Origin of the sequence: Microbacterium schleiferi (assembly GCF_038150145.1) — a bacterium.
Taxonomy (GTDB): Bacteria; Actinomycetota; Actinomycetes; order Actinomycetales; family Microbacteriaceae; genus Microbacterium; species Microbacterium schleiferi_B.
The window spans coordinates 256,344-279,845 of the sequence record NZ_JBBWSA010000001.1 but is presented as its reverse complement, the minus strand read 5'-3'; the positions used below and the strand labels follow the sequence as shown (position 1 = coordinate 279,845).

General features: G+C 67.3%; 20 protein-coding genes. 9 read left to right on the top strand and 11 right to left on the bottom strand.

Features of this window, described 5'->3' with window-relative positions:
* Positions 1-3: 3 nt before the first annotated feature.
* Positions 4-2,820, bottom strand: a complete 2,817-nt coding sequence (gene secA, locus AADH62_RS01190) for a preprotein translocase subunit SecA (protein ID WP_341577904.1) — start codon at positions 2,818-2,820, stop codon at positions 4-6.
* A 142-nt stretch (positions 2,821-2,962) separates the two neighbouring features.
* On the opposite strand from secA, the gene AADH62_RS01185 reads away from it, so the two are divergent.
* Positions 2,963-3,112 (top strand): hypothetical protein, encoded by a 150-nt coding sequence (locus AADH62_RS01185; RefSeq protein ID WP_341577903.1) that lies wholly within the window; start codon positions 2,963-2,965, stop codon positions 3,110-3,112.
* Positions 3,113-3,154: 42 nt separating this feature from the next.
* Positions 3,155-4,510: a hypothetical protein gene (locus AADH62_RS01180; RefSeq protein ID WP_341577902.1), complete on the top strand. Its 1,356-nt coding sequence runs from the start codon at positions 3,155-3,157 to the stop codon at positions 4,508-4,510.
* A 69-nt stretch (positions 4,511-4,579) separates the two neighbouring features.
* Here the strand turns inward: AADH62_RS01180 and hpf are convergent, their stop codons facing one another.
* From hpf to mtrA, 5 genes are all read right to left on the bottom strand, one after another.
* Positions 4,580-5,236 carry a ribosome hibernation-promoting factor, HPF/YfiA family gene (hpf, locus tag AADH62_RS01175; protein WP_341577901.1) on the bottom strand — a complete coding sequence of 219 codons (657 nt, stop codon included), beginning with the start codon at positions 5,234-5,236 and terminating at the stop codon, positions 4,580-4,582.
* A gap of 200 nt (positions 5,237-5,436) precedes the next feature.
* Positions 5,437-6,141 carry a ComF family protein gene (locus AADH62_RS01170; RefSeq protein WP_341577900.1) on the bottom strand — a complete coding sequence of 235 codons (705 nt, stop codon included), beginning with the start codon at positions 6,139-6,141 and terminating at the stop codon, positions 5,437-5,439.
* 96 nt (positions 6,142-6,237) lie between these two features.
* Positions 6,238-7,917, bottom strand: a complete 1,680-nt coding sequence (locus AADH62_RS01165) for an LpqB family beta-propeller domain-containing protein (RefSeq protein ID WP_341577899.1) — start codon at positions 7,915-7,917, stop codon at positions 6,238-6,240.
* A complete protein-coding gene (gene mtrB / locus AADH62_RS01160; protein WP_341577898.1) occupies positions 7,914-9,605 on the bottom strand; it encodes an MtrAB system histidine kinase MtrB in 1,692 nt (563 codons plus the stop codon). Before mtrB ends, AADH62_RS01165 begins: the two co-directional genes overlap by 4 nt.
* A gap of 48 nt (positions 9,606-9,653) precedes the next feature.
* Complete coding sequence (mtrA, locus tag AADH62_RS01155; protein ID WP_292711772.1) at positions 9,654-10,334, bottom strand: MtrAB system response regulator MtrA; 681 nt, start codon at positions 10,332-10,334, stop codon at positions 9,654-9,656.
* Between the two features lie 229 nt (positions 10,335-10,563).
* On the opposite strand from mtrA, the gene AADH62_RS01150 reads away from it, so the two are divergent.
* The 6 genes from AADH62_RS01150 to aqpZ all read left to right on the top strand — a co-directional run bounded on the left by AADH62_RS01150 (position 10,564) and on the right by aqpZ (position 16,870).
* Entirely contained in the window at positions 10,564-11,799 is a 1,236-nt protein-coding gene (locus tag AADH62_RS01150) for a hypothetical protein (protein WP_341577897.1), read from the top strand.
* Entirely contained in the window at positions 11,781-12,449 is a 669-nt protein-coding gene (locus AADH62_RS01145) for a DUF4129 domain-containing protein (RefSeq protein ID WP_341577896.1), read from the top strand. Before AADH62_RS01150 ends, AADH62_RS01145 begins: the two co-directional genes overlap by 19 nt.
* Positions 12,446-13,660, top strand: a complete 1,215-nt coding sequence (locus AADH62_RS01140) for a DUF4350 domain-containing protein (RefSeq protein WP_341577895.1) — start codon at positions 12,446-12,448, stop codon at positions 13,658-13,660. The genes AADH62_RS01145 and AADH62_RS01140 overlap by 4 nt, the downstream gene beginning before the upstream one ends.
* The gene (locus AADH62_RS01135; RefSeq protein WP_341577894.1) at positions 13,657-14,658 is read left to right on the top strand and encodes a MoxR family ATPase; all 1,002 of its coding nucleotides are present in this window, start codon (positions 13,657-13,659) and stop codon (positions 14,656-14,658) included. Before AADH62_RS01140 ends, AADH62_RS01135 begins: the two co-directional genes overlap by 4 nt.
* Positions 14,659-14,665: 7 nt before the next feature.
* A complete protein-coding gene (locus AADH62_RS01130) occupies positions 14,666-15,955 on the top strand; it encodes a DUF58 domain-containing protein (RefSeq protein ID WP_341577893.1) in 1,290 nt (429 codons plus the stop codon).
* 129 nt (positions 15,956-16,084) lie between these two features.
* Complete coding sequence (aqpZ, locus tag AADH62_RS01125) at positions 16,085-16,870, top strand: aquaporin Z (protein WP_341577892.1); 786 nt, start codon at positions 16,085-16,087, stop codon at positions 16,868-16,870.
* A gap of 78 nt (positions 16,871-16,948) precedes the next feature.
* Here the strand turns inward: aqpZ and katG are convergent, their stop codons facing one another.
* The 3 genes from katG to AADH62_RS01110 form a co-directional block, all read right to left on the bottom strand.
* The gene (katG, locus tag AADH62_RS01120) at positions 16,949-19,249 is read right to left on the bottom strand and encodes a catalase/peroxidase HPI (protein WP_341577891.1); all 2,301 of its coding nucleotides are present in this window, start codon (positions 19,247-19,249) and stop codon (positions 16,949-16,951) included.
* Entirely contained in the window at positions 19,246-19,737 is a 492-nt protein-coding gene (locus AADH62_RS01115) for a Fur family transcriptional regulator (RefSeq protein WP_341578015.1), read from the bottom strand. Before AADH62_RS01115 ends, katG begins: the two co-directional genes overlap by 4 nt.
* Positions 19,738-19,798: 61 nt before the next feature.
* Positions 19,799-20,797: a stage II sporulation protein M gene (locus tag AADH62_RS01110; protein WP_341577890.1), complete on the bottom strand. Its 999-nt coding sequence runs from the start codon at positions 20,795-20,797 to the stop codon at positions 19,799-19,801.
* Positions 20,798-20,813: 16 nt separating this feature from the next.
* On the opposite strand from AADH62_RS01110, the gene AADH62_RS01105 reads away from it, so the two are divergent.
* Entirely contained in the window at positions 20,814-21,662 is an 849-nt protein-coding gene (locus AADH62_RS01105; protein ID WP_341577889.1) for an RDD family protein, read from the top strand.
* On the opposite strand, the gene ahcY is transcribed toward AADH62_RS01105, so the two are convergent.
* Together ahcY and AADH62_RS01095 are read right to left on the bottom strand one after the other, a co-directional pair.
* Positions 21,656-23,116 carry an adenosylhomocysteinase gene (gene ahcY / locus AADH62_RS01100; RefSeq protein WP_341577888.1) on the bottom strand — a complete coding sequence of 487 codons (1,461 nt, stop codon included), beginning with the start codon at positions 23,114-23,116 and terminating at the stop codon, positions 21,656-21,658. The genes AADH62_RS01105 and ahcY overlap by 7 nt on opposite strands.
* Positions 23,117-23,160: 44 nt before the next feature.
* On the bottom strand, positions 23,161-23,367 hold the full coding sequence (locus AADH62_RS01095) for a DUF3499 family protein (protein WP_195693236.1): 207 nt from the start codon (positions 23,365-23,367) through the stop codon (positions 23,161-23,163).
* Between the last annotated feature and the right edge of the window lie 135 nt (positions 23,368-23,502).

Sequence of the window (23,502 nt, the reverse complement as noted above, 5' to 3'; positions counted from 1 at the left end):
CGCTTACTTCTTCTTGTCGGCTGCGCGCCGCTGGGCGCGGTTCAGCGGTGGCTGGGCAGCCTGCGCCGGCGCTTCGCCCTCTGTGCGCTGCCCGAACGATCCTCGCGCGGCGGGTGCCGCCGGCGCAACGGGCGCTGCTGGCACGGATGCGGCAGCCTGACGGGCCCGGCTGGTCGCCGCTTGCTGCACCTGGCCGCGTTCGTTGCGTACCTCGACCTCACCAGCGTCGTTGGCTGCGGAATACTGCAGGCGCTGCCCCTCGACGGGCGCGATAGACAGACCCTTCGCCTCGACTTCGGCGGCGCTCTCGCCCTCGGCGCGGCGTACCTCGACCTCCAGGTTGTAGAGGTACCCGACTGACTCTTCCTTGATCTGCCCCATCATCTGCTGGAACATCTGATAGCCCTCGCGCTGGTACTCGATGAGCGGATCACGCTGGGCCATCGCGCGCAGGCCAATGCCGTCCTTCAAGTAGTCCATCTCGTAGAGGTGGTCGCGCCAACGGCGGTCGACGACCTGAAGCACCACGCGCCGCTCGAGCTCGCGCATCGCAGCCTCGCCGAGGCTCTCCTCACGCTTCTGGTAGGCGATGCGAGCATCCGAGATGATCTCGCGCTTGAGCACCTCGGGGGTGACCTTGCCCTTGCTTCCCGACTCGGCGACGACCTCGTCGATCGTGAGAGAGACCGGGTACAGCGTCTTGAGCTCGGTCCACAGAGCGTCGAAATCCCAGCTCTCGGTGTGACCCGTACCCGTGTGATCGTCAATGAGCGTGCTGATCGCGTCCTCGATGAAGTGCTGGACCCGATCCGCGATGTCATCACCCTCGAGGATGTGGCGGCGATCCGAATAGATTGCTTCACGCTGGCGGTTGAGGACGTCGTCGTACTTCAGCACGTTCTTGCGCAGCTCGGCGTTACGCGCCTCCACCTGCGACTGTGCGCTCTTGATCGCACGCGACACCATGCCGGATTCGATCGCGACGTCATCGGGGAAGTTCGTGCGCGACAGGATGGCCTCGGCAGCGCCCGACTGGAACAGCCGCATGAGGTCATCGGTCAGAGACAGGTAGAACCGGCTCTCCCCCGGGTCGCCCTGACGGCCCGACCGACCACGCAACTGGTTGTCGATGCGGCGCGACTCGTGCCGTTCCGTACCGAGCACGTACAAGCCACCGGCGGCAACGACCTTCTCGGCCTCTTCGGCGACATGCTCGCGGGTGGACTGGTACACGGCATCCCACTCGGCTTCGTACTCATCCGGCGTCTCCACCGGATCGAGGCCCTTCGCCTTCATCTCCTGCACCGCGAGGAACTCAGCGTTCCCGCCGAGCATGATGTCGGTTCCACGCCCTGCCATGTTCGTTGCGACGGTCACTGCGCCCAGTCGCCCGGCGCGTGCCACGATCTCGGCCTCGCGCGCGTGGTTCTTCGCGTTGAGCACCTCGTGCTTGATGCCCTTCTTCGCGAGCAGACGCGACAGGTACTCGCTCTTTTCCACCGACACCGTACCGACGAGCACCGGCTGACCCGACTCATGGCGCTTCGCGATGTCCTCGACCACCTGGGCGAACTTCGCCGGCTCGTTCTTGTAGACGAGATCCGACTGATCCTTGCGGATCATGGGCTTGTTCGTGGGGATTGCGACGACGCCCAGCTGATAGGTCGACATGAACTCGGCAGCCTCGGTCTCGGCGGTACCGGTCATGCCCGAGAGCTTGTCGTAGAGGCGGAAGTAGTTCTGCAAGGTGACAGTCGCGAGGGTCTGGTTCTCGGCCTTGACCGGCACGCCCTCCTTCGCCTCGATCGCCTGGTGGATGCCCTCGTTGTAGCGACGGCCGACCAGGATTCGACCGGTGTGCTCATCGACGATCATCACTTCGTCGTTCATGACGACATAGTCTGTGTCGCGCTTGAACAGGGCGAGCGCCTTGATCGAGTTATTCAGGAACGAGATCAGCGGGGTATTGACCGACTCGTAGAGGTTGTCGATCCCGAGGTAGTCCTCGACCTTCTCGATACCCGGCTCAAGCACACCGATGGTGCGCTTCTTCTCGTCCACCTCGTAGTCGACGCCCGGCTCAAGAGTCCGAGCGATCTTCGCGAACTCGGCGAACCACCGGTTGGCCTCGCCAGCGGAGGGTCCCGAGATGATCAGGGGCGTGCGGGCTTCGTCGATCAGGATCGAGTCAACCTCGTCGACGATCGCGAAGAAGTGGCCGCGCTGGACGAGGTCCTCCCGGCGCCACGCCATGTTGTCGCGAAGGTAGTCGAAGCCGAACTCATTGTTCGTGCCGTAGGTGATGTCCGCGAGGTACTGCTCCCGGCGCACCTCGGGGGTCTGCCCCGACACGATCGTGCCGGTCGTCATCCCGAGCGCCCGGTACACGCGCCCCATGAGGTCGGCCTGATAGCTCGCGAGGAAGTCGTTGACGGTGATCACGTGGACGCCCTTGCCCGCGATCGCGTTCAAGTACGCGGGAAGCGTTGCCACCAGCGTCTTGCCCTCACCGGTCTTCATCTCAGCGATGTTGCCGAGGTGCAGCGCAGCGCCGCCCATCAACTGCACGTCGTAGTGCCGCTGACCAATCGTCCGTTTCGCGGCCTCGCGCACGGCCGCGAAGGCCTCGGGCATCAGCTTGTCGAGCGTCTCGCCAGCCTCGTAGCGGGTGCGAAACTCCGCGGTCTCGTCCCGCAACTCGACATCGGTCAGCTGCGAGTACTCGTCCTCGAGGGCGTTGACCGCCTTCGCAACCTGCTGCAAGCGCCGCAGCAGCCGACCTTCGCCGGCACGCAGGAGTTTCTCGAGAGGATTGGCCACGGAAAGCTCTCCATCTGTCAACGGCGGCACCCGGAGTGCCGACCCGGCGCGAACCGCGCGCGGACATACCGACTCATGTTACCGGGCCGTGACCTTAGCGTGCGCTGGATCCGCTCCCAGCGGAAGCCTCACCCTCGCCGGCATGTTCGGCGCTCTGCAGGATGTGCCGCCCTTCCCGGTTCGTGCCGCGATCAACGGACTGATCGCATCTGTGGCGATCGGCGCCCTGGCAGGATTCCTTCCCGCGCTCGTCGCGGTGCGCTCACGCGTCATCGACACCCTTCGCGTGTGACCACTCAGCCCGAACACGGCTGCGCGAATCTAGGATCAAGGCATGGCCAGCTTTTGGGGACGACGCAAGCGTGAACAGGCCGAGACGGCGCAACAGGATGCCGACCTCGCGCGCCGCGCGCAAAGCTCGCTCGTCGCGGCTGACGAACACATCCGTCTCGCCTCAGACGAGGTCTCGTTCGCCGAAGCCGAACTCGGTCCGGGCGCCGTCGGCGACCTGCGCGACGCGCTCGATTCGGTGCGAACCCACATGCAAGAGGCCTTCCATCTGCACCAGCTCAACCACGACGAGATTCCCGACACCGCCGACGAGCTCCGCACCCGCAACACCCGCATCATCCAGCTGTGCGACTGGGCAGAAGACCTCCTCGAAGACCGGATGGCTGCCCTGGCCGAGCCGATCGAGCGGGCACGTCGGGCGCCTGAGATCATCGCCCGGGTTCGCGCCGACGCTGCCCGCGTCCGGGAACGCATCCCGCACGCGCGGGAGACCGTCGAGCGGCTCGCCACCAGGTACTCCACACGCGCGTTGGAAGGTGTTGGCGCCAATCCTGCGGAAGCCGAACAACTCCTGAGCTTCGCCGAACACAGCGCGGGAATCGCTGAGCGTCGGCGGGAAGCCGGGCAGCGGGAGCAAGCGAATCTCGCGATGGAAGCCGCGACGGAAGCGGCTCGTCGCGCCGAGACCCTGGTGGATGCCGTCGAAACGTTCGAGGTCGAGGCCCTCCGAGCTGAGGCGACACTCGGCGCGATCGTGGAAGACTCGCGCGGGGATCTGATCGCTGCGCGAACCGCCCCACAGGTTCCCGCCGTTGTCCAGGCGATGTCAGGACTGCAAGCTGCCCTCTCCGCGCTTCCCGCCGCCGGAGTGAACACCGACCCGTTTGAGCACTTGACCCGGATGCGGGAAGCGAACGCGGCCCTCGATGCGGCAGTGGCCGCGGCGCTCGAACGCGCATCCCGACCGATTCCGGAGCTCGGTCATGTGCGAAACGCGATCGATGACGCCGACCGCCAGCTCGCGGTGGCCCGAGACGTCATTGCCGGCCACCGGGGCTGGATCGGTGCTGACGCACGCACGCGCCTTGCCGAAGCCGAGCGCGTCCGGGCAGACCTGGACCGCGTCGTCGGAGGCTCCGCCGCGACCGTCCCCACCATCCCCGAGGACGATCGGGAGCAGGCGCTGGAGTTCGCCCGCCGCTCCGCCCAGCTGGCGGGCGACGCGCTGCGGTATGCCCAGCGCGACATCGACGCATCACGTCCCGCGGCGGGTCCACCGCCGCAGTGGGGCGGTCCCATGGAGGGCTTCGGTCGCCGCGCCGGCGGCGGTTCAGACCTCGTCGGAGGAATCCTCGGGGGCCTGGTGATCGGCAGCATCCTCGACGGAATCTTCGATTGACAGACGGATGCCGCGAGCTGGTGGGCCCGCGGCATCCGTTCCTCTATCTCGCGGCAGTGCCGCGAGCGGTCAGCTCACCAGGGCCGCCGGGCTCGCCTCCGTCGTGAGGGAGATCACACCGTAGTCCCAGCCCTTGCGGCGGTAGACCACGCTCGGGTGATCGGTTGCGGCGTTGATGAACAGGAAGAAGTCGTGCCCGACCAGTTCCATCCGGTCGACGGCATCCTCGACCGTCATCCACTCGGCCTCGAACTCCTTCGTACGGATCACGACGGGTGTGTAAGCTTCGTCATCCTCACCGTCAACGATCGGCACCTCGCCGGTCGCCACACGCCGGAGCACGTCTGCCGATGCGGGCTGGATGTCGATTCCGTCGAGCTCACCGCGCTCCTTGTCGAAACTCGCCTTCCGGGGGTGGTTTCGAGCATCCACTCTCTTGTCCTTGGCGCGGCGCAACTGCTCGCACAGCTTGTCGACAGCCATGTCGAGCGCAGTGAACTTGTCGGCATCGGTCGCTTCAGCCCGCACGAGCGGACCCTTGCCGGTGAGCGTGAGCTCGACAGTGTGGTCTTCGACCCGACCCGTGCGGTAGGTGCGGTGGGTGACCTTGACATCGATGCGCTGCGCACGGGGTGCGAGGTGTTCGATCCGGACGAGTTTCTCTTCGACGACCGAGCGGAAGCGATCGGTGATACCGACTCCCACGCCGACGATGTTCGTGTCCATCTTGACCTCCTTGTTTCCGGTCCGCCCGGTTCCAAGGGCGGACCATCAGTCGCCTTGTCACCCCCACGTTAGACCCTGGTCATCTGCCTGTCACGCACGATTTCCGCTGTGTCCGTATCCTCCGCAGGAACACGTGCGAGGACACGTTTACCCGGTGCTCAGCGACTCCGAAAACGCCGCATCAGAGCTACCATTCCCCGTCATCCCCGCGCGTCAGGTGACCACAGCAGCGGCGTGGAAGCCACAGTGACAGCTCCGATAACCGTTGCCCCTGCCGCCTGCAACGCCTCGGCCGCTGCCCGCAGGGTCGCGCCGGTCGTCACGACATCATCGATCAGGACGACTGGCCGCTCGGGCACCGATCGCACGATGAACATGCCCTGCGAATTGCGTTCCCGCGCCGCCCTGCCCAGTGCCCGTTGGTCGAGGCCGGAGCCGACGCTGCGGAGTGCGGGTAGGCAGTGGAGCCCAGCCCGCCTGGCGATGAGCTCGACCACGCTGTAACCGCGGCGGCGAAACGCGGCTGACGACGATGGGATCGCAACCGGGATGACCGCAGCTGCAGCGATAGCAGGCACCAATCCCCCGGGCACGATATCCGTCCCCTCCATCGCCCCGCGAAGCGCGGCCCCAAGTGGGCGAGCGAGCCCGGTCCGACCCTCGGCCTTGAGTGAGCGCATGACACCGACGACGGGCCCGGCGTAGTCCATCGCGCTGACCACCGCGAAGCCGGCGAGCGTCCGGTGCCTCACACCGCCACTGCGCACCGCACGCTCGCACTGCTCACACAGCGGGGAGTCAGGCTGGCCGCATCCAGCGCAATCGACCGGGATCAGCCACGAGAGTGCTTGCACTGCGGCATCGCGTACCCATGCGGCGGCACTCGCGGAGGGAGAGGTTGTCACTGCCCCACCGTGCACCGGAATGCTCATCGCACCGGGGGCTCGCCGCGATTCCCCGAAAGGCTGCGCCGGCACGCACGCTCGGGAGGAGCCGATGGGTCACTGCTGCGGGGTGCCCTGCTGAACCGCGAGGAGTAAGATCCCCTCCGCGGTCTGCAGCCAGTTCGCGCCACGGCGCACGTACAGCCCGCCCTCCTCCGAACGGAGACGAACGCTCGACGTGGCGGTCGCAACCGTTGAGATCGAAACGCCGGCGGGACCGGCAACCGCCCCGGAGGCACCCCCGACGACCTGTTCGACGAGGTTCGTCTCGGTTCCCGATCGCACGACGACAGCGACAGTGACGTCATCCGTCCACGCCATCGACACAGCCTCGCCCTCGATGCTGCCCGCAATGATCGGCTCACCCAATCGCGCGGGGACACCATCGTTGTTCCGGATGACGCCAGACAGCCACAGCTCGGTGCGATCACCAACGCGAACAACGCCTGCCATGCGTGTCCCGTCTCGGGAGATCGACACGGCTTGCACGTCGGTGGCACCGGCTGCCGCCCACGGCTGCGAGAGAAGCGGTGACTCGACGCCGGGACCGAAGGCGGTGAGAGTGGCCGGTGAACGGGCCGGAATACTCCAGACGAAACCCCGGGCATCGATCACGGGATCTCGAAGCGCGCTGCGCGTGTCGAGGACCACGACATCGTCGGTGGCGTCAGCACGTGCAACCGATCCATCCGCTGAGCGGACCGCTGCGCTTTCCTGATCAGGCCCCACCTGCACGGCCACCGGATTGCTTCGTACAACGGCCTCCGAAAGCCCGGGAATCGCCGTGATCGTGTTCCCGGAGAGGAAGCCGAATCCTTGGTCGGTCATCACCAGCGGGCTGCCGGTAACCGCCGTCGAGCGGGTCGGCACCGGAGTCGCAGCGATAGGGACGCCGTCGACAGTCAGCTGCACCTCCGTGATCCCGGCGGTGGCAAGACTCGCTTCCAGCTGCGTTGCCATGCGGTCGATCGTGAGCTGGGGCAGTGCGAGCACCTCGGGCGATAGCTCCACCTGGGCAGTTCCAGCGCTTTGCGGCACTGACGAATAGACCGACGTCACGTCGTCCGTGAATGCTGTCGATACTGCCCCGGCGAGCCAATCGCTCGGCTGCTCGTCGACCAGCGCCGCGGTGATGCGTACGGCAGCGGATGTGGTCGGGAACCATCTCTCATCGGGAACGAGATAGGTCCACGACGGGTCGAAGTACATCACCGAGTACCGGTGGAAAACGGTGCCGAACACGCTCTCGTCGAGGACGATACCGTCGGGGGCTCTCGAGATCCGCCACTGGCCCGCTATCTCGACCAGTTCGAACGCGAGGGTCGCGGTGCCGCCCAAGGCCGGCTCGTAGCGCCCGGTCTCGTCGACACTGGCAACGGGCGCAAGGGTGACTTTGACCATGTCATCGACCGCCGGCTGAGCGACGATCTGCCCCGTGGGCACGATCGTGACACCCGCTGAGGGGTTCCACGAGGACTGGATCGAGGGCGCAAGAAAGGAGCGAGCCGCCTGCCAGTCATTGCTTGAGCCCGATCCAGCCAGCAGGAACCCCTCGACGATCTCCTCCGGAGTCGCTCCGGGCTGGGCTTCCTCCGGGAAGAAGCGCACCTCGGGACCGGTCAGCACCTCATCCACGGGCCGACCGGCAGTGACCGGTCCGCTGACGGGTAGTCCCGCGCATGCAGAGAGCACCAGGATGCCGACCGTTGCCAGCACGCTCGCGATGAGCCGCCTCATGAATGAGCTCCCGGTGCTCGGTCGCCGCTGGGAATCGTGGATATCGGCTGGGTGTGCTCGAAGGCGTCGACAGTGTTCTCGTCGCCCGGGTCGAGCGGAATGGGTGAGTCCAGCGGAAGCGCTGCGGGTCCCGTGCGGTGCGCGCCGCGCGGAAGCGTGAGCACGAAGTGAGCCCCTCGTCCAGGTTCCGACCACACAGCCAGCTCTCCACCGTGAAGCTTCGCGTCGCCGAGTGAGATTGCCAGGCCGAGGCCCGTTCCGCCCAGGGTGCGCTTGCGGGACGGATCGGCGCGCCAAAAGCGGTCGAACACGCGTGCAGCATCCTCGGCGGCAATACCCATGCCGAAGTCTCTGACTCCGACAGCGACGGCTTGCTGATTGCTGTCTACGGTGACCACGACCGGCTTGCCCTCACCGTGCTCGATCGCGTTCCCGATGAGATTTCGCAGGATGCGTCGCACCCGCCGGGGATCAAGATCTACCGGCGAGTAACCGCCCGGGGCGACCAGGCGCAGATCAGTGCCGTGCTGGTGGGCGACCTGCTCCATCGAGGCGATCACATCCTCTGCCACGTGGGCAAGGCTCGTCGGTTCCAGCTCGAGCTGCACTGATCCTGCGTCATATCGGCTGATCTCCAAAAGATCGCTGAGGAGAACCTCGAAGCGCTCGACCTGGGCAGCGAGCAACTCGGCGGCGCGCGCAGTCGCCGGGTCGAAGTCCTCGCGGCGGTCGTTCAACATGTCGGCGGCGAGCCGGATGGTGGTCAGGGGCGTTCTCAGCTCGTGCGAGACATCCGAGACGAATCGCTGCTGCACCAGCGAAAGATCGGCGAGCTCCTTGATCTGAAACTCGATACTGTCGGCCATCGCGTTGAAGGACTCACCCAGCGTTGCAAGCTCGTCCTCGCCGCGCACGGGTAGCCGTACCCCCAGCTCTCCCGCCGCGAGCTTCGCGCTGGTCTGTGCAGCTTCGCCGATGGGCGTCGTAACCGAGCGGAGCACGAACCAGGCGATGCCGCCGATGAGCAAGACCAGCGCGACGCCGACGACCCACAGCGTCGCCTGAACGAAGCGGAGCGTCTGATCCGCGCTCTCCAGCCCGTAGGCGTAGTAGACCTCGAAGTTGCCGACCTGCGGGAAGATCAGCTGCTGCCCGACGACGATGCCGGGCGTGCCCGAAGCATCGAGGGCTACCGACTGCCACCACTGCTGGTTGGCGTCGGCCCGCACTTTCTCGCGCAGCCCTTCGGAGATGATCGCCGTGTCGAACTCGCCGACGCGGTACGCCTGCGCTGCAGCCGAGGGCGCTCCCATGCGAAACGTCGCGATCATGTCGGTCGAGGACTGCTGCTGCAGCGCCGTGCGCAGCCCAAGCCAGACGCGTTGGATCTGCGCCGGATCTCCCTGCGTGTCAGCACTGTCGAGCACCGTCTGCGCCGATGCCGTCGCACGAAGCGCCTGCTCGGTAACCTCGTCGCGGCGGGACGCGAAGAGGTCATCCTGGATGGCCAAAGCGGTCCAGGTCACAGCTATGAGGACGGCGAAGGCCGTGAGCACGATTGTCACCGAGAGGGTACGAAACCGCAGCGAACGTCGCCACAGGTGCACGAGATTGTCAGGCCACGCCCTCCAGTTGCGTCGCCAGATCAGCGGGCGAAACGACGGCTCGGCGGCCCCTCGGGAGCCCACTGTCTCACCTCACGCGACCGCTGCACGCGGCTCGATCGTCGACGACACTCACTCCACTGCACCGGCCCGGTAGCCCACACCGCGCACTGTCGTGACAATGCGGGGGTTGTCGGGGTCGAGTTCGACCTTGGCGCGCAGCCGCTGCACGTGCACATTGACCAGACGCGTGTCGGCCTTGTAGTGGTAACCCCAGACCTGCTCGAGCAGCATCTCGCGCGAGAACACCTGCTGCGGCTTGGAGGCAAGTGCGACGAGCAACTCGAACTCAAGCGGCGTGAGCGAGATCACCTCGTCGCCGCGTCGGACTTCGTGACCGGCGACATCGATCGTCAGGTTCCCGATCCGCAGTGTCTCCTGCGACGGATGCCCGCCGGGGCGCAGTCGTGTGCGGATGCGGGCCACGAGCTCTTTCGGGTTGAACGGCTTGACGATGTAGTCGTCAGCGCCCGACTCCAGTCCGCGCACGACATCGGCGGTGTCGGTGCGTGCCGTCAGCATGATGATCGGGATGCCCGACTCGGAGCGGATCGCCGTGCAGATCTCGATGCCGTCGCGACCGGGAAGCATCAAATCGAGCAGGATCAAGTCGGGACGTTCCGCGCGCCAGGTCTCGACAGCGGCGTTTCCGTCAGCGCAGAAGACCGTGTCGAACCCTTCCGTGCGCAGCACGATCCCGATCATCTCCGCCAGGGCGGTGTCATCGTCGACCACCAGGATGCGTGAGTTCATCGCGCCTTCGTTCCTTGCGTCCAGCCTGCGCACTTGCGGCAGGCAGCCGCGGGTGCTTCCCCCGAGAGTAGTCGACTCCACCTGTACGCACGCCGTTGATTCGCGCGCGCGTCGGCACCGGCCCGCACGGCTGCGGCACGCAGAACGCTGCAGTGACGGACACGAGCGGGCCTGCGTCCCGTGTGACACGATGGAACTCACGCCGATTCCAGCCCTGTAGGAGGAACCCGTGACCGCGTACCCGTCTTGGACGCCTGCGCCGCGGCCTGGGATCATCCCGTTGCAACCACTGACGTTCGGCACGATTCTGGGTCGCTCGTTCTCGGCGCTGCGACACAATCCGAAGGTGCTGCTCGGGTTCGCGATGGTCGTGCAGACGATCGCCTACCTCGTTGTCACCATCGCCATCTCGGCGGTCGCGTTCGCAACCTTCTCGCGGCTCGACACCGTGCCGGCCGGCACCGACGAATGGGATGCCGTCCTGACGGGATCGATCACGCTGACCGCCCTGTCGGGGCTGGTGCTCGGTCTTCTTGCGGGCGCCGTGGGCGTCCTCGTGCAGGCCGTGGTCATCTCCGATGTCTTGTACGCTGCGGTGGCCGAGAAGATGACGCTGCGGATGCTGTGGCAGCGTGTGCGGCCCGTGGCCTGGCGTCTGATCGGTTACACGATCCTGCTCTCGCTCGCGATCGGCGTGATCGTGATCATCGTCGGCGGGCTGATCGCCGTCCTGGCTGTCTCCGTTCCCGCCGCCGCAGTCATCCTCGGAATCCTCGTCATCCTCGCCGCCATCCCCCTGAGCCTCTGGCTGTCCGTGAAGCTGCTGCTCGTTCCGGCGGTCCTGATCGTGGAGCACACGTCGCTGGGCGCGGCTCTGGGGCGCTCGTGGCGGCTGTCGCGGGGCCGATTCTGGGTGATCTTGGGGATCATCGTGCTCGTCTCGCTCGTCTTCGGCGCCGTCGCCCAGGTCGTCAGCATCCCGTTCTCGTTCCTCGCCTCGGCCCTGACGACAGTGATAGCCCCCACGGGCGATGAGAGCGCAGCGGCGATCATCGGAATCGTCGCAACCCTCGGTCTCACGCAGATCGTGACCCTACTCATCCAGTCGGTCGCCGTCATCGTGCAGTCAACAGCCGCGGGGCTCGTCTACATCGACTGCCGGATGCGGCACGAGGGCCTCGACCTCGACCTGCTCGAGTACGTCGATCGCAGAGATGCGGGAGAGGCGGGCCTCCCCGACCCGTACGTCGTGCACATCGGCCGCGCCGTGCAGCCCCGGTGGCCTGCGGCGTACGCGCAACCAGCTCCGTTCGCCCCGCCGCCGGGGTACGTCATGACGCCTCAAACCGCAGCTGTGCCGACATCCGGGTCGCCGACACCCGCCACGCCGACCGCTGACCCGGCGTCGTCGACGCCTCCCGCGGGCCCCGATGACGACCAGACGACATGGGCGATGCCTCGGTGATCTCAGAGATCCCGCTCATCCCTGATGGCGAACAGGCTCGCGACTGGGCCGTGCAGGAACTCGCGGATCCGGTCTATCAGGCGGCGAAGCCGACGTGGTTCGACCGAGCGGCACAAGCGGCGCGGGATGCGCTAGCTTCCCTGTTCTCGCCCGATGTCGCACCAGAGTGGGCAGCCATTCTCGCCCTTATTGCCGCGATCATCGCCATCGCGGTCATCGTCATCGCGATTCTCGTGTGGGGAGTCCCCCGCCGGGCATCCTCACGACGAGCCCGCACCGGTGAACTCTTCGGCGACGTCGACTATCGAACTGCCGACGGGCTGCGGACGGCAGCTGAGGCTGCCCGCAGCCGCCGGGACTGGGACGCGGCGATCGTGCTGCGCTTCCGGGCAGCAGCCCGCGGCCTGGACGAACGAGGCTTGATCGAGCTTGCCCCCGGCACGACAGCCCGGCAGTTCGCGGTGCGCGCCGACGCGCTGACAGCGCCGGCGAGCGGGCGGGTCGGAGACGCCGCCACCGTCTTCGAGGACGTCCGCTATCTTCAGCGGCCGGGGACCGAGGCCGGGTACGAGGTGGTGGCTGCGGCAGACAGGGCGCTGGCCCAGCTCGGGTCCGTGCGGGCCGATCCGGCCGAGGTGCCGGCGTCATGAGCCTCGACACCCGCGAGCGCCGCGCGGCTCGAGCCGATCTCCCAACCACCAGAGCCCGCCGGGGTTCGGCGGTGGGCTGGATCGCCATCGTCGCAGGCCTCATCGCTGTCGGCATCGTCGGTGCGAGCATCGCCGGCGGCAGCGAGTGGAGCCAGCGCGAGTCGCTCGATCCCGAGTCCGCGGCGCCGACGGGCACGCGGGCGCTGGCACGCATCCTGGCCGATCAGGGCGTCGACGTGCACATCGTCCGCTCGCACGAGCAGGCCGCAGCGGCGCTGAGCGAGACCGCGGCAACGCTCGTACTTCCGGATGCACCCGCGCTCTCCGATGAGGCGATCTCCGCCCTCGCCGCGCCCGCGACAGACGTCGTCCTCATCGACCCACGCTCGCGGACGCTCCGGCTGATCGCCGACGGGGCAAACGCCGTCGGCGTCGCCGATGACGCGCTCGTGCAGCCGCAGTGCTCAGTGCCAGAGGCGCAGCGGGCCGGAGCGATCCGTCCGCGAACGGTCTTCGTCGGTACGGATGCCGCCCAGTGCTATCCGGCAGCAGGAGGCTATGGGCTGCTGGTGCGCGAAACTGTCCGCCCCGATGCGCCGGGTACGCAACGCGTCTCTGCCGTCGACGGCGCTGCGCTGTTCACGAATGAACACCTGGCAGAGGACGGCAATGCTGCCCTCGCGCTGGGCCTCATGGGCAGGAATGCGACGCTTGTCTGGTACGTCCCATCCGTGGCCGATACCAATCTCGACCCCGTGAACCCGTCCCTCGGCGAGCTCACGCCACCGTGGGTCAGCCCCGTGATCGTCCTGGCGCTGGCGGCTGCAGTCGCGGCCGCGCTGTGGCGCGGCATACGCTTCGGACCGCTTGTTGGCGAGCGACTGCCGGTGACGGTGCGTGGCGAGGAGACGACGTGGGGCCGAGCGCGCCTGTATGCACGATCCGGCGACACCGCGCACGCAGCGTCCCTGCTGCGCCATGGCGCGCGGGTGCGGATAGCACGGATGCTCGGCCTGTCAGGATCGTCGTCGGCAGCAGAGGTCGCCGACGCGCTTGCCAGCGCCTCGGTGACGTCGCGGGAGGATGCGCGAAGCATCCTGGACGGAACCCCGCCGATGTCACGGCGCGACCTTGACGAACTCCACGACCGATTGCGCAGACTCGAAGCTGCAGCGCGCGCGGCACTTCACCCCGAAAGGAACGCCCCATGACGACTCCCGACCCGGCGCCGACGACTGCCGACGAATCCGTCCTCGGCGACGACGCCGCCCGCGCCGCCGTCGGGCGCGTTCGTACTGAGATCGGCAAGGCTGTCGTCGGTCAGGATGCCGCCATCACGGGTCTCCTGATCGCGCTGCTGGCTCGCGGACATGTCCTGGTCGAGGGTGTTCCCGGTGTCGCCAAGACGCTGCTGGTACGGGCATTCAGCCGCGCGCTCGGCCTCGAGACCAAGCGAGTGCAGTTCACTCCCGACCTCATGCCCGGCGATGTCTCGGGCTCCCTCATCTACGACGCTCGGTCAGGCGAGTTCGAGTTCCGCGAGGGCCCGGTCTTCACCCACATCCTGCTGGCTGACGAGATCAACCGCACACCGCCGAAGACGCAGGCTGCCCTCCTGGAGGCGATGGAAGAACGCCAGGTATCCACCGACGGCGTGACCCGCCCGCTCCCCGATCCGTTCCTTGTCGCCGCGACCCAGAACCCGATCGAGCACGAGGGAACCTATACGCTCCCCGAAGCTCAGCTCGATCGGTTCCTCCTGAAGCTCATCGTCGATATGCCCGCACGCGATGCGGAAGTCACGGTGCTCCGCCGGCACGCCGACGGCTTCTCACCCCGCGACCTCGATGAGGCCGGGGTGCAGACAGTTGTCACCGCCGCCGACCTCCGGGCCGCCCAGGCGGCGGTGCGGAACGTCACCGCCGCCGATGACGTCCTCGGCTACATCGTCGATCTCGCGCAAGCCACGAGGCAGAGCCCCTCGGTGCAGCTGGGCGCGAGCCCGCGCGCCGCCACGGCGCTGCTGGCGACGGCGAAAGCGTGGGCGTGGCTCGGCGGATCACCGGCCATCACCCCCGACCACGTCCAGACGATGCTGCTCCCTACGTGGCGGCACCGCCTTCGGCTTCGTCCGGATGCTGAACTCGAAGGGGTGTCGGTCGAAGCGCTGCTCCAGAGCATCCTGCAGCAGACCCGCGTCCCGCTGTGAGCCCCGCATGTACGTGACCGGTCGCTACCCGCTTCTCGTGGGTGCCGGCGCTGTTCCCGTGATCCTCGGCTCGGTCGGCGGAATCCCTGCCTGGGCAGGGGCAGCTGCCTGGCTCGGGCTCTGCGTGCTGCTGCTCGGGATCGATGTGCTGGCCGCCCCCAATCCGCGTCAGGTGAGCATCACCCGCGCCGGACCGACGAAGGTGTTGCGCGACCAAGCGACCCAGGTGACGGCGACAGTCACCAACACGGGTGCACGAACGCTCAGCCTCCGTGTTCGGGATGCCTGGCAGCCGACCGCAGGCGCAGTCACTGGAACGGCGGTGATACGCATCGACCCAGGCGCGTCGGGTCGGGTGGTCACGTCGCTGCTGCCCCGTCGGCGCGGAGAGCTGCGCAGCGCCGGACTCGCACTGCGCTCCGCGGGGCCCCTCGGGATCGCGGGGCGGAGCGCCCTGATCACCGTTGCGGGAAGCATCCGGGTTCTGCCGCCCTTCACCTCGCGGCGTCATCTGCCCTCGCGCCTCGCGCGGCTGCGCGAGCTCGACGGGAACACCAGCGTTCAGGTGCGCGGACAGGGCACCGAATTCGACTCCCTGCGTGAGTATGTGCGCGGCGACGATGTGCGCTCGATCGACTGGCGCGCCACGGCCCGGGCCAGCGCCACAATGCTGCGCACGTGGCGCCCCGAGCGCGACCGCCACATCGTCATCATCATCGACACCGGTCGCACCGCCGCGACGCGCGTCGGTGACGGCGTGCGACTGGATGCCGCTATGGAGGCAGCCCTCCTCCTCTCGGCGCTCGCGGCGCAAGCTGGAGACCACGTCCACCTGTTGATGTTCGACCGGGCGGTGCGTGCCCGGGTGACCGGTCGCGACGGTGCGGCGCTTCTGCCCGCCCTCGTGGACGCCATGGTCGCCGTGGATACCGGGCTCATCGATACCGACTGGGACGCCGCCTTCGCGCAGGCCCGGCTCCTGACCACCCGGCCCTCGATGATCGTCGTGCTCACGGCACACGACGATCCGGAGGCCGCTCGGGGCTTCCTCGGCGCTCTCCCCCTCATTCCCAGCCACACGCACGTTCTCGTTGCCGCAGCCCAGCCCGAGCAGACCGAGGCGCCACAATCCGATGCTTTCGAGGCCGCCGCGCGGGAACGGGCCCGTTGGGATGCCGACCGAATGGTGACGGCGCTCTCTCGCGCGGGCATCGACGCCCTGTCGGCCTCAGCCGAGGATCTGCCACCGCGCGTTGCCGACCGTTACCTCGCGCTCAAGGCGCTCGGCCGGCTCTGAACGGCGAACCGCGGCCTGACCGCGGGGTCACACAGATGAAAGCGGGGCGATTTCACGCCTCCGGGGCGAGTCGTTTGCCTGTGAGTCGCCTGAGAGCGCTAGGTTTCGGCCGAATGAAAGGAGCCAGAGATGGCTGAGACCACTTCCGCCCCCGGCACAGCCCCGAAGCTCATCGCCGAGGCCCTGGGCACCTTCCTGCTCGTGTTCGGTTCGATCGGCACCGCCCTGTTCGCCGCGAACTTCGGCGCGAGCGAGAACGGCACCTCGCTCGGCGTTGGTTTCCTCGGAGTCTCCCTCGCCTTCGGTCTGACCCTGATGGCCGGCATCTACACGTGGGGTCCGATCTCGGGCGGCCACTTCAACCCGGCTGTCACGTTCGGACTCGCCGCTGCCGGGCGGTTCGCGTGGAAAGACGTTCCCGGCTACCTCATCGCCCAGGTCATCGGCGGCGCCGTCGGCACGACGCTGATCGTGCTCATCGGACTGTTCGGTCCTGACGGCTGGCTCAGCGCCGCTCAGGACAGCGGCTTCGCAAGCAACGGGTACGGCGCGGCATCCCCCGGCGGATTCGGCCTCGGTGCGGCCATCGTCGCCGAGGTCCTGCTCACCGCGATCTTCCTGCTCGTGATCCTCGGGGTGACGCATCCCCAGCGCAACGCCGAGAAGTTTGCGGGGCTTGTGATCGGCTTCACGCTCACGATGATCCACCTCGTCTCGATCCCCATCGACAACACCTCCGTCAACCCTGCCCGCTCCATCGCGACGGCCATCTACGGCGGCGGCGAGGCGCTCGCGCAGCTGTGGGTGTTCATCGTGTTCCCCTTGGTCGGAGGCCTCCTGGCCGGATTCGCGCACCGCGCACTGTTCGAGCGCAAGCCGCTCCCTCCTGTTCAGGCAGAGGCACGCGTCAGCTGACGACGCACCCGGCACAACAGAAGCGGCCCGCCTCCGACGAGACACGGGCCGCTTCTGTCTGGATGCCGAGACTGAGGCTCAGACCAGGTCGAACCGATCGAGCTCGGTGACCTTGCCCCACGCCTTCACGAAGTCACGCACGAACTGCTCGTTCGCGTCGTCGCTCGCGTAGACCTCGGCGATCGCGCGCAGCTCCGAGTTGGAGCCGAACAGCAGGTCGACCCGGGTTCCGCGGCCGACGAGCTCACCCGATCCGTCCTTCTTCCCTTCGAAGGCGTGCTGGCCGGGGTCAAGCGCCCGCCACGTGGTGCCGAGGTCGAGAAGGTTCACGAAGAAGTCGTTCGTGAGTACTCCCGGGCGCTCGGTCCACACACCGTAAGCCGAGCCGTCGTAGTTGCCCGCGATCACACGCAGACCACCGACGAGAACGGTCATTTCGGGGGCGGTGAGGGTCAGCAGGTTCGCCTTGTCGATGAGCAGGTGCTCTTCGGGCAGACCGGATGCCGCGGCGATCGGACCCAGGTAGTTGCGGAAACCGTCGGCTGCGGGCTCAAGGTACTGCATCGACTCGACATCCGTCTGCTCCTGCGTGGCGTCGGTACGCCCGGGGTGGAACGTCACGACAGCCTCGACACCGGCATCCTTCGCTGCCTTCTCGACGCCGGCGTTGCCCGCCAGCACGATGAGGTCGGCCAGCGACACCTTCTTGCCACCCGTTGCCGACGCGTCGAACTCGGCCTTGATGCCTTCCAGCACGCCGAGCACCTTGGCGACCTGGGCGGGGTTGTTGACCTCGAAGTCCTTCTGCGGGGCAAGGCGCAGGCGAGCGCCGTTCACGCCGCCGCGCTTGTCGCTTCCGCGGAAGGTGGATGCCGCAGCCCAGGTGGTCTGCACGAGCTCTGCAACAGTAAGGCCCGACTCGAGGATGCGCTGCTTGAGGAGCGCCGCATCTGCCTCATCGATGAGCGGGTGATCGACAGCCGGCACCGGGTCCTGCCACACCAAGTCCTCGGCCGGAACCTCGGGGCCGAGGTAGCGAGCCTTCGGGCCCATGTCGCGGTGGGTCAGCTTGAACCAGGCGCGCGCAAATGCGTCAGCGAAAGCTTCCGGATCTTCGAGGAACCGGCGCGAGATCTTCTCGTACTCGGGATCGAACCGCAGCGCGAGGTCGCTCGTGAGCATCCGGGGCTCGCGACGCTTCGAGGGGTCGTGGGCAAGCGGAACCATGTCGGCACCGCCGCCGTTGACCGGACGCCACTGGTTGGCACCCGCGGGGCTCTTCATGAGCTCCCACTCGTAGCCGAACAGGATGTGGAAGAACTCGTTGTCCCAACGGGTCGGGTGGTAGGTCCAGGTGACCTCGAGACCACTCGTGATCTGGTCGTCGCCCTTGCCTGAGCCGAAGTTGTTCTTCCACCCCAGGCCCTGCATCTCGGGCCCGGCGGCCTCGGGGTTGTTCTCGAGGTACGAATCGGATGCCGCGCCGTGCGTCTTGCCGAAGGTGTGACCACCGGCGATCAGCGCGACCGTTTCTTCGTCGTTCATCGCCATCCGCTTGAAGGTCTCCCGGATGTCGATCGCCGATGCCAGCGGGTCGGGGTTGCCGTTCGGGCCTTCGGGGTTGACGTAGATGAGACCCATCTGCACGGCAGCGAGCGGTCGCTCGAGGTTACGCTCACCCGTGTAGCGCTCGTCGCCGAGCCAGGTGGTCTCGGGGCCCCAGTAGACGTCGTCATCCGGCTCCCACGCGTCGACGCGTCCGCCGGCGAACCCGAAGGTCTTGAATCCCATGTTCTCGAGCGCGACGTTGCCGGCGAGGATCATGAGATCGGCCCACGACAGCGAGCGCCCGTACTTCTTCTTGACCGGCCACAGGATACGGCGAGCCTTGTCGAGGCCGACGTTGTCGGGCCAGCTGTTCAGCGGAGCGAACCGCTGCTGCCCGGTGCCGCCGCCACCGCGACCGTCCATCACGCGGTAGGTCCCCGCGCTGTGCCAGGCCATGCGGATCATGAGCGGTCCGTAGTTGCCGAAGTCGGCTGGCCACCAGTCCTGCGAGACGGTGATGGTCTCTTCGATGTCCTTCTTCACGGCGTCAAGATCGAGGGTCTCGAACGCGGCCTTGTAGTCGAAGTCACCGCCGTAGGGGTTCGCCTCAACGGGGTTCTTCGCGAGGATCTTGAGGTTCAGCTTGTTCGGCCACCACACCTGGTTGGCCGAACCGTTCGTCGGGTGGGGCTGCGCGTGGATGACGGGGCAGGCGCCGTCGCCCGTGGCCTCGGCGACTTCCGCCTCGTCGGTGTCGGTGACGGTGACCGACTGATCGATGTCATTGGGCTGTTCCCCCAGGGGGGTGACTGCCGGGTCGTTTTCGCTCATGATCGTCCTTCCGTGACGGTCGGGTTGTGGGTAGGTGATGAAGTGTCGGTCTCTGTCGCGGCGCACGCTGCGCACACGCCCCAGAATGTGATCTCGGCCTGGGCGAGTGCGAAGCCGTGGGTTTGCGACGGATGCAGACACGGTGCTTCGCCGGTGACGCAGTCGACATCTTCGACCCGCCCGCACGAGGTGCACACCATGTGGTGGTGGTTGTCGTCGATGCGGACCTCGAACCGCATGGGCTGGCCGGCCGGCTGGATGCGGCGTACGAGTCCCGCCGCCTCGAAGTCGCTCAGCGCGTTGTAGACGGATTGCAGGGTGGTCCCGGGAGCGCGGCGATCGACATCCGCGAAGATTGCATCGGCACTGGCGTGAGGGTGCTCCCGAAGAGCGTCGAGCACCGCCAGACGCGCGCTCGTAACCCGAAGTCCCGCTGCGCGGATCACCGATTCGACCGGCTCCGAGCCGGCGATCCCCCGCGCATCCATCACACCTCGACGCTAGCGCATTTTTGATCGGTTCAAAAGGAGTGAGCGTGATGGGTCACGCTCACCCGCCAGTCCACAGCCGAGCGGTGCCGGCGTGGAACTCCGTAAGGTCCCCCGTCTCACCGGCACGCACCGCTCGCCGCCCGACGACGAGCATGTACACGAGGAATCCCGCGAGTGCAACGGTTCCGATACCGATCTTGAGGGCCCACGGCCACGCTTGCGCGGTCACGAAACCCTCGATGACCCCCGCCACAGCGAGCGCGAAGACCAGTCCGATCGCCACCGTCGCCAGCGCCCGACCCTCCGAAGCGAGAGCCTCACCGCGCATGCGCGGACCCGGCGCGACCCATGACCAGAAGAGGTGAAGGCCAGCCGCGACAGCAACGAAGACACACGTGAGCTCCAGTTGGCCGTGCGGAAGGATGAAGAGGAAAAACGTGTCGATGCGGTCGAAGGCTGCGAGCACGGCGGCTGCTGTCCCGACCGCGACGGCATTTTGTACCAGCACCATGACCGGCCAGATCCCGGTGATCCCGAACAGCACGCTTTGAGCTGCGATCCACGCGTTGTTGGTCCAGACCGTGCCTGCGAAGACGGCTGCGGGATTCTCGCTGTAGTAGCCCTCGAACTCGACATCCGCGTAGTACTCGAGTTGCACCTGTGAGCCCAGCGACGCGATCAATGCCGGGTCACGGGAGATCCAGGTTGCTACCACCGTCGCGACCAGCACGAACAGTCCTGCGACGGCGACGGTGGTCCACCGCAGCCGGTAGAGCGCTGCCGGCAACTGCCAGACGAAGAAGCGGGGAATCTGCCGCAGTGGGTTCTCACCGCGGCCGGTCAACCGCCGACGCGCGCGAGCGAGCAGGAGGGAGACATAGTCCCCCTCGGCAGTGCGCCCCGCGGTCGTCTTGATGTCGGCGAGATCCGCCGACGCGGCCCGGTACCGGGTGATCAGTTCATCGATCTCGGCGCCTGAGAGACTGCGGGAACGGCCGAGCTGGTCCAGCCGCGCCCACTCCGCGCGTCGCGCGTCAGTCAGGGCATCGAGATCCATTTGCTTTACTGTACCCATGGCCTCCGAGCACCCGATGACGGTCGACATCCGTCAGGACGAAGTGCTCACCGGCGAAGCAGTAGCACTCGACATCCAGCCGTTGAGCTTCTTTCAGCGGGCCCTCGGCTGTCTGATCGATGTCGTCGCGTCAGTCGTCCTCCTGATCGTGCTGGCCGTCGTGGCGAACTGGCTGCTGGGCGGCGCGTTCCTGGATGCCGCGGCGGCGCCGATTCTCGGAATCACGACAGTGGTCATCGTCCTGGTGCTCGTTCCGGCGCTCGTAGAGACACTCACGGGCGGCTCGAGCCTCGGCCGGTGGGCAGTGGGCGGCCGCATCGTGCGCGTCGACGGCGGCGCTGCAGGATTCCGCCACGCGTTCATCCGCGCCTTCATCGGGGTGCTGGAGATCTGGCTGACCGCGGGCGCGGTGGCCGCGATCGTCGGTGCGTTCACGCCACGGACGCAGCGCCTCGGCGACCTTGTCGCCGGTACATACTGCGAGCGCTCGCGTGCCCCGAAGCTCCAGCCGCGCCCCGCCGAGTTGCCTCCGACTCTCGCGAGTTGGGCAGCGGTCGCCGACGTCGGGCGCATGCCCGATCGGTTGGCGCGGCGGGTCTCGCAGTTCGCCCACCAGGCCGCCTACCTCGACCCCGGTGCGCGGGCCCGGGTCGCCGCCGCGCTGGCGTCAGAGGTCACCCCCTACGTCTCGCCTCTCCCGCCCGTGGACCCCGAGACGCTGCTGCGCGGTGTCGTAGCCCTGCGGCGGGCGCGCGAGGGCCGGGCTCTCGCTCTGCAGAACGAGCGCCTCGCGACCCTGACCGCCGGGGATGCCGACACGACGACGGTCCGGACGGTGCGTCAGTAGCGGTAGTGCTCGAGCTTGTACGGCCCCTCGACCGGAACGCCGATGTAGGCGGCCTGATCACCGGAAAGCTGCGTCAGCTGGACTCCCAGTGCGGGAAGGTGCAAGCGCGCGACCTTCTCGTCGAGGGCCTTGGGGAGGGTAGCCACACCGAGCGGGTAGTTGTCGCGCTTGGTCCACAACTCGATCTGGGCGAGAACCTGATTAGTGAACGACGCGCTCATGACGAACGAGGGATGACCCGTCGCGTTGCCGAGGTTCATAAGGCGTCCTTCGCTGAGGACCAGGACGCTCCGGCCGGTGGGAAGTCTCCACTCGTGGACCTGGGGCTTGATCTCGACGCGCTCGGTTCCGGCGAGGCTCTCCAGACCCGCCATGTCGATCTCGTTGTCGAAGTGTCCGACGTTGGCGACGATCGCGAGGTGCTTCATCGCGAGCAGGTGATCGACGGTGACGACGTTGCGGTTACCGGTGCCCGTGATGAGGATGTCCACCTGATCGATGACATCCTCGAGCCGGGCGACCTGGAACCCGTCCATCGCTGCCTGCAGCGCGCAGATCGGGTCGATCTCGCTCACGATGACGCGAGCGCCCTGGCCACGCAGCGCTTCAGCGGCCCCCTTGCCGACATCGCCGTACCCGGCGACGAACGCGACCTTGCCGCCGATGAGAGCATCGGTGGCGCGGTTGAGACCGTCGGGCAGGGAGTGACGGATGCCGTACTTGTTGTCGAACTTGGACTTGGTCACCGAGTCGTTGACGTTGATCGCTCGGAACAGCAACTCGCCGTCGCGTGCCAGCTCGTAGAGTCGGTGAACGCCGGTCGTCGTCTCTTCGGTCACACCGACGAGCTCCCGACTCATGCGTGTGAACCGCTCGGGGTCGCTGGCCAGCGAGCGTCGCAGCACGTCGAGAACCACCCGGTATTCCGTGGAATCGCCAGGAGCGGCATCCGGCACGGCCCCCTCCTTCTCGAACGCGACGCCCTTGTGGACGAGGAGGGTGGCGTCACCCCCGTCGTCGAGAATGAGGTTCGGACCGTCGAAGCCCTCTGCCGACCAGTCGAAGATGCGATCGGTGCAGTCCCAGTACTCGGCGAGGGTCTCGCCCTTCCAGGCGAACACCGGAACGCCCCGGGGCCGCTCGACGGTGCCGGTCGGACCCACCACGACGGCAGCAGCAGCTTCGTTCTGGGTCGAGAAGATGTTGCAGCTGGCCCACCGCACCCGGGCTCCGAGAGCGACGAGTGTCTCGATGAGCACAGCCGTCTGCACTGTCATGTGCAGGGAGCCCGCGATCCGCGCGCCACGCAGCGGCTGCTGGGGACCGAACTCCTCGCGCAGAGCCATCAGGCCCGGCATCTCGTTCTCGGCGAGGCGGATCTGGTGGCGTCCGGCATCGGCGAGCGCGAGGTCGGCGACGGTGTAATCGAGCGCGGCGATCGTGGAAGTCGGCATGAGCGGTATTCTCCCACGCCGCCGGCTGCCGGAGCTGCGCCCCGTCAGGCCCGCAGGGTCTCGTGGCGCACAACCACCCAGCCCCGCGGCATCGCGAGCCGCTCGGTGTGGATGCTGCACAGATCGTGCGCGTGGATGACCGCCTCGGGACCCAGCGGGCCGAGCACAGCCATCTGGTCACCGTAGTCATAGGTGAGCGTGGCAACGGCTTCCCGCGCGCACGCGATCTTGGAGCACAACCGTTCACGCATCACCGTCACGGTACCCGCATGCCCCGCGTCCTCCTCGCCGCCACGCGGGTCCCGCCAACCACCGCCGCCGTTCGAGTGTCACGCGCTGCGGGTCGCGGGCGGCGCAAACCGTGCATCCGTGACACCGGAACGGTG

Excerpts from the sequence above, each read along its gene's own strand:
- AADH62_RS01135 (WP_341577894.1), top strand. The coding sequence starts at position 13,657 with ATGACGACTCCCGACCCGGCGCCGACGACTGCCGACGAATCCGTCCTC.
- AADH62_RS01165 (WP_341577899.1), bottom strand. The coding sequence starts at position 7,917 with ATGAGGCGGCTCATCGCGAGCGTGCTGGCAACGGTCGGCATCCTGGTG.
- aqpZ (WP_341577892.1), top strand. The coding sequence starts at position 16,085 with ATGGCTGAGACCACTTCCGCCCCCGGCACAGCCCCGAAGCTCATCGCC.
- AADH62_RS01115 (WP_341578015.1), bottom strand. The coding sequence starts at position 19,737 with ATGGATGCGCGGGGGATCGCCGGCTCGGAGCCGGTCGAATCGGTGATC.
- AADH62_RS01130 (WP_341577893.1), top strand. The coding sequence starts at position 14,666 with ATGTACGTGACCGGTCGCTACCCGCTTCTCGTGGGTGCCGGCGCTGTT.
- AADH62_RS01185 (WP_341577903.1), top strand. The coding sequence starts at position 2,963 with ATGTTCGGCGCTCTGCAGGATGTGCCGCCCTTCCCGGTTCGTGCCGCG.
- ahcY (WP_341577888.1), bottom strand. The coding sequence starts at position 23,116 with ATGCCGACTTCCACGATCGCCGCGCTCGATTACACCGTCGCCGACCTC.
- AADH62_RS01105 (WP_341577889.1), top strand. The coding sequence starts at position 20,814 with ATGGCCTCCGAGCACCCGATGACGGTCGACATCCGTCAGGACGAAGTG.
- AADH62_RS01110 (WP_341577890.1), bottom strand. The coding sequence starts at position 20,797 with ATGGATCTCGATGCCCTGACTGACGCGCGACGCGCGGAGTGGGCGCGG.
- mtrA (WP_292711772.1), bottom strand. The coding sequence starts at position 10,334 with ATGAACTCACGCATCCTGGTGGTCGACGATGACACCGCCCTGGCGGAG.
- AADH62_RS01180 (WP_341577902.1), top strand. The coding sequence starts at position 3,155 with ATGGCCAGCTTTTGGGGACGACGCAAGCGTGAACAGGCCGAGACGGCG.
- AADH62_RS01145 (WP_341577896.1), top strand. The coding sequence starts at position 11,781 with ATGGGCGATGCCTCGGTGATCTCAGAGATCCCGCTCATCCCTGATGGC.
- katG (WP_341577891.1), bottom strand. The coding sequence starts at position 19,249 with ATGAGCGAAAACGACCCGGCAGTCACCCCCCTGGGGGAACAGCCCAAT.
- hpf (WP_341577901.1), bottom strand. The coding sequence starts at position 5,236 with ATGGACACGAACATCGTCGGCGTGGGAGTCGGTATCACCGATCGCTTC.
- AADH62_RS01140 (WP_341577895.1), top strand. The coding sequence starts at position 12,446 with ATGAGCCTCGACACCCGCGAGCGCCGCGCGGCTCGAGCCGATCTCCCA.
- AADH62_RS01095 (WP_195693236.1), bottom strand. The coding sequence starts at position 23,367 with ATGCGTGAACGGTTGTGCTCCAAGATCGCGTGCGCGCGGGAAGCCGTT.